Annotated in this window: 10 protein-coding genes and 1 pseudogene; 7 read left to right on the plus strand and 4 right to left on the minus strand. The window is 71.6% G+C overall.

Features of this window, described 5'->3' with window-relative positions; all coding sequences use genetic code 11:
* The 3 genes from ACLL9L_RS00510 to menD all read right to left on the minus strand — a co-directional run bounded on the left by ACLL9L_RS00510 (position 1) and on the right by menD (position 4,308).
* On the minus strand, positions 1-753 hold the full coding sequence (locus tag ACLL9L_RS00510) for an SDR family oxidoreductase (RefSeq protein WP_411282693.1): 753 nt from the start codon (positions 751-753) through the stop codon (positions 1-3).
* A gap of 188 nt (positions 754-941) precedes the next feature.
* Positions 942-2,576 (minus strand): murein biosynthesis integral membrane protein MurJ, encoded by a 1,635-nt coding sequence (gene murJ, locus ACLL9L_RS00515; protein WP_411282682.1) that lies wholly within the window; start codon positions 2,574-2,576, stop codon positions 942-944.
* A 4-nt stretch (positions 2,577-2,580) separates the two neighbouring features.
* Positions 2,581-4,308 carry a 2-succinyl-5-enolpyruvyl-6-hydroxy-3-cyclohexene-1-carboxylic-acid synthase gene (menD, locus tag ACLL9L_RS00520; RefSeq protein ID WP_411282683.1) on the minus strand — a complete coding sequence of 576 codons (1,728 nt, stop codon included), beginning with the start codon at positions 4,306-4,308 and terminating at the stop codon, positions 2,581-2,583.
* Between the two features lie 318 nt (positions 4,309-4,626).
* Here menD and ACLL9L_RS00525 point away from each other — a divergent pair, with 318 nt between their 5' ends.
* Entirely contained in the window at positions 4,627-5,088 is a 462-nt protein-coding gene (locus tag ACLL9L_RS00525) for a hypothetical protein (protein WP_411282684.1), read from the plus strand.
* Here the strand turns inward: ACLL9L_RS00525 and ACLL9L_RS00530 are convergent.
* Positions 4,975-6,441 carry an isochorismate synthase MenF gene (locus ACLL9L_RS00530; protein ID WP_411282685.1) on the minus strand — a complete coding sequence of 489 codons (1,467 nt, stop codon included), beginning with the start codon at positions 6,439-6,441 and terminating at the stop codon, positions 4,975-4,977. The two genes, ACLL9L_RS00525 and ACLL9L_RS00530, sit on opposite strands and share 114 nt — an antisense overlap.
* Before the next feature lie 164 nt (positions 6,442-6,605).
* Here ACLL9L_RS00530 and ACLL9L_RS00535 point away from each other — a divergent pair, with 164 nt between their 5' ends.
* The 6 genes and pseudogenes from ACLL9L_RS00535 to ACLL9L_RS00560 form a co-directional block, all read left to right on the plus strand.
* Complete coding sequence (locus tag ACLL9L_RS00535) at positions 6,606-7,298, plus strand: demethylmenaquinone methyltransferase (RefSeq protein ID WP_411282686.1); 693 nt, start codon at positions 6,606-6,608, stop codon at positions 7,296-7,298.
* A gap of 116 nt (positions 7,299-7,414) precedes the next feature.
* Positions 7,415-8,752, plus strand: coding sequence for a geranylgeranyl reductase family protein (locus ACLL9L_RS00540; RefSeq protein ID WP_411282687.1), 1,338 nt, complete (start codon positions 7,415-7,417; stop codon positions 8,750-8,752).
* Between the two features lie 103 nt (positions 8,753-8,855).
* Positions 8,856-9,218 (plus strand): NADH-quinone oxidoreductase subunit A, encoded by a 363-nt coding sequence (locus ACLL9L_RS00545; RefSeq protein WP_411282688.1) that lies wholly within the window; start codon positions 8,856-8,858, stop codon positions 9,216-9,218.
* A 15-nt stretch (positions 9,219-9,233) separates the two neighbouring features.
* Positions 9,234-9,788: a NuoB/complex I 20 kDa subunit family protein gene (locus ACLL9L_RS00550; RefSeq protein WP_411282689.1), complete on the plus strand. Its 555-nt coding sequence runs from the start codon at positions 9,234-9,236 to the stop codon at positions 9,786-9,788.
* Complete coding sequence (locus ACLL9L_RS00555) at positions 9,788-10,555, plus strand: NADH-quinone oxidoreductase subunit C (protein WP_411282690.1); 768 nt, start codon at positions 9,788-9,790, stop codon at positions 10,553-10,555. The genes ACLL9L_RS00550 and ACLL9L_RS00555 overlap by 1 nt, the downstream gene beginning before the upstream one ends.
* Positions 10,555-11,004, plus strand: a pseudogene (locus ACLL9L_RS00560) (NADH dehydrogenase subunit D); the annotation flags it as partial. The gene ACLL9L_RS00555 and the pseudogene ACLL9L_RS00560, both read left to right, overlap by 1 nt.
* Positions 11,005-11,065: the final 61 nt, after the last annotated feature.

Raw genomic sequence — 11,065 nt, forward strand, 5'->3', positions numbered from 1 at the left:
TCAGACCCCGCCCGTCAGGATCAGGCCGCCGTCGACGACCACCGTCTGACCCGTGACCCAGGCCGCGTCCGGGGACAGGAGGAAGGCGACGACGCTGGCGACGTCGTCAGGGACGCCGAGCCGCTTGAGGGGGTAGGCCGCGGCGACCTGCTCCTCGCGCCCCTCGTAGAGCGCCGTCGCGAAGGCGGTCTTGACCACGGCGGGGGCGACCGCGTTGACCCGGATCGTCGGGCCGAGCTCGACCGCGAGCTCCTCGGTGAGGTGCCCCAGCATCGCCTTGCTCGCGCCGTAGAAGCCGATGCCCGGTGCGGGCTTGAGCCCGGCAAGGGAGGAGACGTTGACGATCGCGCCACCGTGCTCGCCCAGCCAGGCGGCGTGGGCCTGCTGGACCCACGACAAGGCGGCGATGCAGTTGACCTCGACGATCTTGCGGGCCGCGTCGAGGTCGAGGCCTACGAGCGGACCGTAGACCGGGTTGATCCCCGTGTTGTTGACGAGCAGGTCGAGGCTGCCGAAGGTCTCGATGGTCTCGGCGATCGCGTTGCGTTGGTGGGCGAGGTCGTCGGCGCGGCCGGCCACGGCGATGGCGTGCTGTCGCCCGCCGAGCTGTTCGAGCGCCGCGTCGAGCGCCTCCTGCCTGCGGGCGGTGATGCAGACCTTCCCCCCCTCGTCGACGAGCCGCGAGGCGATGGCGAGGCCGATCCCCCGGCTTGCGCCGGTGACGATGGCCACCGTGCCCTCGAAGCGTGCCATCCGTGCCATGACTCTCCTCACCCGAAGTGCTCCGGTATGCCGTGGGGTCGCCTCGCGGGGAGCGAGGACTCCCCGGGCGGACGGCAGGCGACCCGGTCCCGGGGTTGAACTAAGCGCTTGCTTACCTTGGCGTACCCGGAGGTGCGGCGTCAACAGCCGCCGAGGTCAGCGCCCCGACGTGGAGGACGTCAGTGGCCGGGGTCGTGGCGCCCACCGCGACGGGGAAGGCGGCGCAGGATCGGGTCGAGCAGCTCACCGACCTCGCGGATCCGCAGGATCCACGCCATGAGGAGGTAGGCCACGCCGAACACGCCGCCCCCGACGACGAGCACGAGCACGGCTCCGGGCCGGCCGCTCACGAGCCCGTCGAACCCGAGGACCACGGGCCACGCGATGACGGCGGCGACCACCGAGGCGAGACCGATCCGCAGCCACGTGCGGGCGATCTCGCGCCCACCGAGGTGTCCGAGCCGCCGGCGGACCAACACCATCCCGAAGAGCGAGCTGAGGACGTTGCTCGCGACGATGCCGGCGCCGATGATCGCGACCGTGTGCTCGGGCCGGAACGCGAGCGTCACCACGGTGATCGTCGTCGCGGAGCCGGTGAGCACCAGCTGCTCCCAGAAGGCGGTGCGTCCGTCGTCGTGGGCGTAGAAGAACCGCTGGTTGAGCACGTCGATCCCGAAGGGCACGACGCCCAGGGCCATGGCGGCGAGCACCTGGGCGGTCGGCCGGATCTCGCCCGGGTCACGCGAGCTGAAGAGCAGCACCGTCACGGGCATGGCGAACGTCATCAGCCCGACGGATGCGGGCAGGGTGAGCGCGGTGGGGACGGTGAGGCCGCGCGCGTACTCCCGACGGAGCAGGGTCGTGTCTCCCTCGTGTGCGGCCCGCGAGATCCGCGGGTAGAGCGCCGTGATGATCGACAAAGCGACGAACGAGTGCGGGACCATGAAGACGAAGAGGGCGTTGGCGTAGACCAGCGGCCCGGGGATGAAGTGCTGCGCGGTCCCCGCGTCGGCGGCCCTGACCATGATGTTGGAGGCGATCAGGAACCCGAGCTGGCTGATGATGAGCCCGGCGAACGCCCACCCCGCCACCTTGGACGTCTGACCGAGGCCGACCCCTCTCAGGCCGAACCGCGGGGTCCACCGAAAGCCGCTGCGCCACAGGGGGATGACGAGGAAGATGGCCTGGACGGCGATGCTGAGGGTCGCGGTCCCGGCGAACAGCAGGACCATGGCCGGAGACCACTGGCCGGGGTCGATGTTGCCCTGGTAGAGGAGGATGAACGCCACGAGACCGATGATCTGCACGACGTTGGCCGCGGCCGGTGCCCAACCGAAGGCCGCGAACTGCCCCCTGGCGTTGAGCACCTGGCCGAGCACGGCATACAGGCCGTAGAAGAAGATCTGGGGGACGGTGAGGAACGCGAAGAGCGTCGCGAGGGACAACGCGTCCGGCTGCATCGCGCTGGCGTAGAGGCTGACGAGGAACCCCGCCCCGGCCGTGCACCCGATCGTGACGACGAGGAAGCCGAGGCCGGTCACGGTGAGGATGCGGTCGGTGAAGTCCCGCCCGCGGTCGGGGTTCGTCGCGGCCCTGACGAGCTGCGGCACGAGGATCGAGTTCAGCACCCCGCCGGCGATGATCATGTAGATGACGTTGGGCAGCGTGTTGGCAACCGAGAACGCGTTGCCGGTCAGGCCCGCACCGATCGCCGCGACGATGAGCGACTGGCGCACGACCCCGAGGATCCGCGAGGCGATGGTGCCACCAGCCATCACCATGCTCGAGCGGGCGATGCTCGGAGACGTCGTCACGTGCTCAATCCCTCACCAGGGCGGCGATGGCGGCCCCGTCGGCGCGTCGGTCGGCGCGGCTGACCCGGGCCTCGACGACGCGGATCCCGTGCGGGTCGAGGGCCAGGACGCGGCGCAGCTCCTCGGCCGTGGACACCCGCTCGTATGTCGTGTGGCTGGCCCGGCAGAGCGCCTCGACGTCGACGCCGTGGGGCGTGCCGAAGACCCGTTCGAACGCGGGCGCGTAGTCGGCAGAGCCCTGTTCGAGCCCGGTGAAGATCGAACCCCCGTCGTCGTTGACGACGACGAGCGTCAGGTCGGGGCGCGGCTCGTCGGGGCCGATGACCAGGCCGTTGCTGTCGTGGAGGAAGGTCAGGTCCCCGAGGACCGCGATGGTCCGCGAGGTCCTGCGCCGGCCCAGGGCGACCCCGATGGCGGTGGAGACGGTGCCGTCGATGCCGGCGAGCCCCCGGTTGCCGACGACGAACCGGTGCTCGTGAGGTGGGTAGGGGACGGTCATGAGGTCGAGGTCGCGGACCGGGTTGGACGAGCCGACGACGAGGGTGGCGTCGGGCGTGACGGCGGCCGCGACCTCGCGGGCCACGTGGAACGGGGTGAGGCCGGGCCGGGCATCCACCCAGTCGTCCAGCCGCGCGGACAGTGCGGCGTCGGCGTCCTGCCAGGCGCGCAGCCACTCGAGGTCGGTGTCGGTCGGGGGGACGTCCCGGTCGACCTCGGGGACGGCGTCGAGGTGGCGCGCGACGTGAGCGGGGTCGGTGACGATGCCGCCGGGTCCCGGCGCGGCGAGGACCTCGAGGTCCTCGCGGGAAATGAGCGCGGTGACCGGCCGCGACAGGGTGGGGTGGCCGAGGACGACGACCCGCTCGATGCCGGCGGCCAGCGCCGTGGCGAGCAGCAGGCGGTAGGTGCGGATCGCGTTTGCTCCCACCCGGGCCCCCGAGGTGGGCTCGGCGAGCAGCGGCCAGCCGGCCCGCTCGGCGAGGATCCGGGCGGGCGAGCCGGCGTCGTCACCCGCGACGACGACCGTGCGCGGACCCCGGGCGAGGACCTCGGCGCCGGGCGCGGATCCGCCGGGGCCGACGCCCGGGCCGGATCCCCGGGCCGACCTCGCTCCCGTCTCGGACCCCGACTCAGGGCTCGGAGCATCGCGGTTCCGTGCCGGAGAAGGGCGATCCGTCGATCCGGGAGCGGGCCACCAGGGGGCGTGCTCCGAGTCGGGGCCGCCGGGCAGCAGCGGCGGCGTGAGCTGGAGGTTGAGCTGGGACGGGCCCTCGCGGCGGCAGGCCGCCAGCACCGCGGCCTCGAGGGCGTCGTCCGACGTGTCAGGGGTCAGGTCTGTGCAGGGCGCAAAGGTCCCGAATATCCCGGCCTGCGCGGTCGTCTGGTTGGCCCCGCTGCCGCGCAGGTCGTCGGGGCGGTCGGCCGACACGACGACGACCTTCCGCCCGCTGTGGTGCGCCTCCATCACGGCGGGCAGGAGGTTGCCGACCGCCGTTCCCGACGTGGTCACCACGGCCACCGGGCGGCGCGAGCCGGTCGACAGCCCGAGGGCCAGGAAGCCGGCGGTGCGTTCGTCGATGCGCACGTGCAGCCGCACGTCGCCAGCGACGTCCGCGGCATACAGGGCGATGGCCAGTGGGGCCGAGCGCGAGCCCGGGGCGAGCACGATGTCGCGCACGCCCGCCGCCGCGAGGGTAGTGAGCAGGCGCACCGCACGCTCGGAGGAGGTCACGACCCCCGAGTATGCCGTGCTTCAGCCGCCTCCCCGGTCCCGCGCCGGCCCGACGTCGGCTGGCGACGGTGAAGCGCCGACCGGTGTGGCGGGGCTGCTCGATCTCGTCGACGGGGGCTGGCGCTCGCCCAAGGCCCGGCAACCGCCGGTCCGGGGGCTGCGGGGTATGCCGCGTGCCGAGGATGTATCTGATCCCCACCCGGGTGCGTCCTGCAGGATATGCGTCATGTCCCGCTCAGCGCCGTCCGCGACGGCCGGCGCCCCGACCGAACCGACCCACCCGACCGACCCGACCGCCGGGGCAGCCGTGCACTGCCGATGGGGAGCGGCAGCCGCTCCGGACGGCCGGCGGCGTCCCTCGGCCGAGCGGTCGACGCGCTCGACGTGGCGCTGCTCGAGACGATCCTGCTGGACACCACCGGCTCGACGGCCGGGCTGGACGCCGTCCCCGCGGGGCCAGGCCTGGCTCGGGTCTCCCTGTCCGGACCAGCCCAGCAGCTCGTGGCCCGCGTGGTCCTGGCGGGTGACCTGCTGACCGCCGAAACCTGGCTGCGGGCGCTGGCGCCGACCCTGGTGGCCGAGGTCCTTGCCGTCGTCGGCGAGGACTGGCTTGCCGAAGCCGAGATCGGGGTCGAGCTGATGGCCGCGGGACGTCTGGACGACCTGTCAGAGCTGGTCCGGTCCGTGGAGAGGGGCCCCGTGCTGGTGGACACCCTCACCAGCATCGGCGACCTGCTGGCGCCGACGGTGCTCTCCCCGGCCTTCGTCGCCATCACCTGAGCGGGCTCCCCCCGGCCCGCTTGACCAGCCGCCGCTGAGCGCGTCCCGCATGGGGACGAACTTCGCATCGGACTCGGCCACCTCGGACTCGGGTTCCGACCCCGCGACGATGCCGCAGCCGGCATAGATCCACAGCGCGGTCGCCGCGTCGTCGACGAACTGGCCGCAGCGCAGCGCGATGCCCCACTCGCCGTCACCCGTCGCGTCCATCCACCCGACCGGCCCGGCGTAGCGTCCACGGTCCATGCCCTCGAGCTCGGCGATGAGCGCGACGGCGTCCGTCGTGGGAGTCCCGCCCACGGCTGCCGACGGGTGGAGCGAGGCGGCCAGGGCCAGGGAGGAGGCGTCGTCCGAGCTGACGCCGGCGACGTCCGTGGCGAGGTGCATGACGTTGCTCAGGTGCAGGACGAAGGGAGACTCGGGCACGTTCATCGACGAGCAGTGCGGGGCGAGGGCCTCGGCGACGGAGCGGACGGCGTACTCGTGCTCCTCGAGGTCCTTGCTCGAGCGCGCGAGCGAGCCGGCGAGAGCGAGGTCCTTGCCGTCGTCACCGGTGCGGCGGATCGTCCCGGCGAGCACCCGGGACGTCACGAGCCCCTTGTCGCGTCGCACGAGCAGCTCGGGGGTCGCTCCGACCAGCCCCCCGACCGAGAACGTCCAGGTGTTGTCGTAGCGCTGCGCGAGCTGGCGGAGGATCCACCGCGCGTCGACGGGCGAGGACGCCTCTACGCAGAGGTCGCGGGCGAGGACGACCTTGTCGAGGTCTCCGCGGGTGATCCGGGTAACCGCCTCGGCGACCACGCCGGCCCACTCGGTCGGGGAGAGCGCACCGTCGGAGAAGGACACGTCGTCCGGGGCCTCGGGCGGCGTCGTGGGGCCGACGACCGGGATCGGCCGCAGCTGCGGGTCCCGACTGGCCGTCGTGAGCCACCACCGGCCGCCACGGTGCCCGACGACGACCTCGGGGACGATGAACAGGGCCGCCTCCGCCGAGTCGTCGGCGAAGGGCACGGAGCCGAAGACCACGGGACCCGTGCCGGGGAGGCCGACCTCGTCCCGCACGACCGCGTGGCGGGCCGCGTTGCCCCACCAGGCCTGCGCCTCGGTGAACCGTTGCGGACCCCGCGCCGTGAAGGTCTCGGCCCGACCCCAGCCGACGAGTCCCTCACCGCGCCGGACCCAGGAAAGGATCTCGTCCGGGCCGAGCCCGCTGGGGATGAGTCCCAGGAGGGCGCCGGGGTCCTCGCAGGCCACGGTGCGCACCACGAGCGGCGCCCCGACGGGCGGCGCGGCGAGTTGCCGGTTGAGCGGGTCGGGCACCGGCTCGGGGTGCGGCTGCGGGAGCGTGGACATCGCGATCATGCTACGACTGACGACCGGGCATCCCGCCATGGATGTGGCCGGTCCCGCACCGGCGGTGCCGCTCCCGGATGGGCCTGCCGGACCCGGCACCCCAGCCGCGTGCGCCAGCGGGAGGTGCCGCCACGGCATACCGGAGGGTGAGCGAGGATGGGCACATGACCCGCGCCAGCCTCGACAAGCTCCCCTCGGACGTCGCGCAGATGTTCGACGAAGTCGCCGCGAAGTACGACCTGACCAACGACGTCCTGTCCCTCGGTCAGGACCGGTGGTGGCGTCGGGCGACGGTCAGGGCCGTCGGTGCCCAGCCCGGCGAGACCGTCCTGGACATCGCCGCCGGCACCGGCACGAGCTCCGAGCCCTTCGCCGACGCTGGCGTCAACGTGGTCCCCGGGGACTTCTCGCTCGGGATGCTGAAGGTGGGCCGACGGCGCCGGCCGGACCTCGGGTTCACTGCAGCGGACGCGATGCGCCTGCCCTTCGCTGACGGCTCCTTCGATGCCGTGACCATGTCGTTCGGGCTGCGGAACGTCTCAGACCCCCTCGGCGCCCTCGTCGAGTTCCACCGCGTCACCAGGCCCGGAGGGCGGCTCGTCGTGTGCGAGTTCAGCCAGCCGGTGAGCCCACCGGTGCGCGGGGTCTACCTGAACTACCTCATCCGGGCGCTGCCGGCGATCGCCCGCCGGGTCTCGTCCGACCCCGAGTCCTACGTCTACCTCGCGGAGTCGATCCGGGAGTGGCCGGACCAGCGCGAGCTGGCCCGATACCTCGAGGCGGCCGGCTGGGGCGACGTGTCCTGGCGCAACCTCACCGGCGGCATCGTCGCCCTCCACCGCGCTGTCAAGGACTGACCCTATCGGAGTCGGGGGAGTCCGGGGGGAGTCGGGGCGGCGTCGTCGCAGCGGAGGATTACACTTCGACACAAGTTCGTGAACCTCTTCACAAGCAGGCAGGTAGAGCCAGGACCATGAGCACCGAGACCGCCCCCGAGGCCTCCATGGGCCCCCCGACGCCCCCTGCGCGGGGGGAGTCCGCCGACGTGATCGTCGTCGGCGCGGGCCCCGGTGGCGCCGCGACCGCCGCCTACCTCGCGATGAGCGGTCTCGACGTGCTCCTGCTCGAGAAGACCCGCTTCCCCCGCGAGAAGGTGTGCGGTGACGGGCTGACGCCCCGAGCCGTCCGCGAGCTGGTCACCCTGGGCATCCCCACCCCCGAGGACGACGGCTGGATCAAGAACCACGGCCTGAGGATCATCGGCGGGGGCATGCGGCTGCAGCTCGACTGGCCCGACAACGCGGACTTCCCGCCCTACGGCCTGGTCCGGACCCGGATGGACTTCGACGACATCCTCGCCCGCCACGCGGTCAAGCACGGCGCCCGTCTCCTCGAGGCGACCAACGTCGTCGGCCCGATCACCGACGGGTCCGGCGCCATCGTCGGCGTGCGGGCCAGGGCGGTCGACGAGCAGGGCCGTTCCGGCGGCCCGGAGATCGGCTACCACGCGCCGCTCGTCATCGCCGCCGACGGCAACTCCTCGCGGCTGTCCCTGGCGATGGGCCGCGAGAAGCGGGACGACCGCCCCATGGGCGTCGCGGTCCGCACCTACTACACGTCACCGCGCCACGACGACGACTACCTCGAGTCCTGGCTCGAGCTGTGGTCCCAGGACCCGTCCGGCAACCGCGTGCTCCTGCCCGGCTACGGCTGGATCTTCGGGGTCGGCGACGGCACGTCCAACGTCGGGCTCGGCATCCTCAACACCTCCAAGGCGTTCGGAACGGTCGACTACAAGGACGTCATGCGGAGCTGGGTCGCGACCATGCCGCCGGAGTGGACCTACTCCGAGGAGACGATGGTCAGCCCGATCCGGGGGGCCGCTCTGCCGATGGGCTTCAACCGGCAGCCGCACTACGCCAAGGGCCTCATGCTCGTCGGCGACGCCGGCGGGATGGTCAACCCGTTCAACGGTGAGGGCATCGCCTACGCCATGGAGTCCGGTCGGCTCGCTGCGGAGGTCGTCGCCCAGGCCTTCGCCCGACCCGACGACGCCGGCCGTGAGCGGGTCCTGCAGTCCTATCCCCGGGTCATGAAGGACGCTCTCGGCGGCTACTTCACCTTGGGGCGCTGGTTCGCCAAGGCGATCGGCAACCCCGAGGTGATGCGCCTCGCGACCACCTACGGCCTGCCGCGCACGACCCTGATGAAGTTCCTCCTCAAGGTGATGGCCAACCTGCCCGAGCAGCACGGCGGGCGGGCCGACGACCGGCTCATCCATGCCCTCTCCTCGATGGCGCCCAACGCGTGAGCGCCATCGCCACGGGCGCCCATAGGATGGGCCCGAGCGGCCCGGAAGGCGCCTGCGTGCCCGAAAACTGGAACGTGACCGAGAACCGGAAGGGGATCACCGGATGACGAACCCGTATGTCCCGTTGTTGATGCTCCTCGGCCTCGGCGCCGCGTTCGCGGTCCTCTCGGTCGGCACCAGCCTCGTCGTCGGGCCGAAGCGCTACAACCGGGCCAAGATGGAGGCCTACGAGTGCGGCATCCAGCCGACGCCGCATGCGGTGGGTGGCGGTCGCGTCCCGGTCAAGTACTACCTCACGGCGATGCTGTTCATCGTCTTCGACGTGGAGAGCATCTTCCTCTATCCGTTCGCCGTGGCGTTCAACCAGCTGGGACTGTTCGCGCTTCTCGAGATGGTCCTGTTCATCCTCACCGTCTTCGTCGCGTATGCCTATGTCTGGCGCCGCGGCGGTCTCGAGTGGGACTAAGGAAGGGCACCCCTCATGGGTATCGAAGAGAAGCTTCCCGCCGGGTTCCTCCTGTCGACGGTCGAGGGCATGGCCGGCTACATGCGCAAGAGCTCGATGTGGCCGGCCACGTTCGGCCTCGCCTGCTGCGCCATCGAGATGATGGCCGTCGGCACCCCGGACTACGACATCGCGCGATTCGGCATGGAGCGGTTCTCTGCGACGCCGCGCCAGGCCGACCTGATGATCGTCGCCGGCCGCGTCAGCCAGAAGATGGCCCCCGTCCTACGCCAGGTCTACGACCAGATGCCGAACCCCAAGTGGGTCATCTCCATGGGGGTGTGCGCCAGCTCCGGCGGCATGTTCAACAACTACGCGATCGTCCAGGGCGTCGACCACATCGTCCCTGTGGACATCTACCTGCCCGGCTGCCCGCCGCGCCCGGAGATGCTCCTCAACGCGATCATCACCCTCCACGAGCAGATCCAGAACGAGCCGCTGGGCATCAACCGGGTGAACGCCGTGAAGGCGGCCGAGGCGGCAGCCCTGTCGGCGACGCCGACCCACGCGATGAAGGGACTGCTCGCCTGATGGCCGACGACGACAGCACGGCGCCGGTGACCGGTCACGCCGCCGGCCAGGAAGCCGCGGAGGAGCACACCAACCTCCCGGCCCTGCTGGGCACGACGCCGGACCCGGTCGTCGTCGGCGAGCGCACCGGCATGTTCGGCGCCTCCCAGGGCGGCGACACCTCGGGATACGGCGGCCTGCAGTCACCGATCCTCTTCCCCGGCGCGTCGCAGCGGCCCTTCGGCGGCTACTTCGACGAGGTCGCCGACCACCTCGAGCGGGCGCTCGTCGGCGGCACCGCGTCGTGGGGAGAGGCCGTCGAGCGGGTGACCGTCGACCGCGGCGAGATGACGATCTTCGTGCGCCGCGAGCACCTCGTGGCCTTCGCCCAGACGCTGCGCGACGACCCGAGCCTGCGGTTCGAGGTCTGCACCGGCGTCTCCGGGGTGCACTACCTCGCCGAGGCGGGCCGCGAACTGCACGCCGTCTACCACTTCCTCTCGATCACCCACGGCAGCCGCCGGATCCGGGTCGAGGTCACCTGCCCCGACAGCGACCCGCACATCCCGTCGATCGTCGCGGTCTATCCTGCCAACGACTGGCACGAGCGCGAGACCTGGGACATGTTCGGCATCCAGTTCGACGGCCACCCGGCACTGACCCGGATCCTCATGCCCGACGACTGGCCGGGCCACCCGCAGCGCAAGGACTACCCCCTCGGCGGCATCCCCGTCGAGTACAAGGGGGCCACGGTCCCGCCGCCGGACCAGCGGAGGTCTTACAACTGATGAGCACCGAAACCAGCGACATCTACGCGACCTCGGGTGCGGACACCGCCGCGGCCGAGGGCGCCCACATCTTCAACGCCACCGGCGGTGACTGGGACCAGCTCATCGACGAGGCAGCTGCCCTCCACGAGGAACGCATCGTCGTCAACATGGGTCCGCAGCACCCGTCGACGCACGGCGTGCTCCGCCTGATTCTCGAGCTCGACGGCGAGACGGTGACCGAGACGCGCGCGGGGATCGGCTACCTGCACACCGGCATCGAGAAGAACATGGAGTACCGCTCCTGGGTCCAGGGCGTCACGTTCTGCACCCGGATGGACTACCTGGCCCCGCTGTTCAACGAGGCCACCTACTGCCTGGGTGTCGAACGGCTGCTCGACATCGAGGACGACATCCCGGAGAAGGCCAAGGTCATGCGGGTGCTCCTGATGGAGCTGAACCGCATGACCTTGGCCTTCTCCGGGATGTCGTCCTCGATGTCGAGCAGCCGCTCGACGCCGAGGCAGTAGG

The sequence above is a fragment of the Lapillicoccus sp. genome (genome assembly GCF_046595215.1).
GTDB lineage: Bacteria > Actinomycetota > Actinomycetes > Actinomycetales > Dermatophilaceae > Lapillicoccus.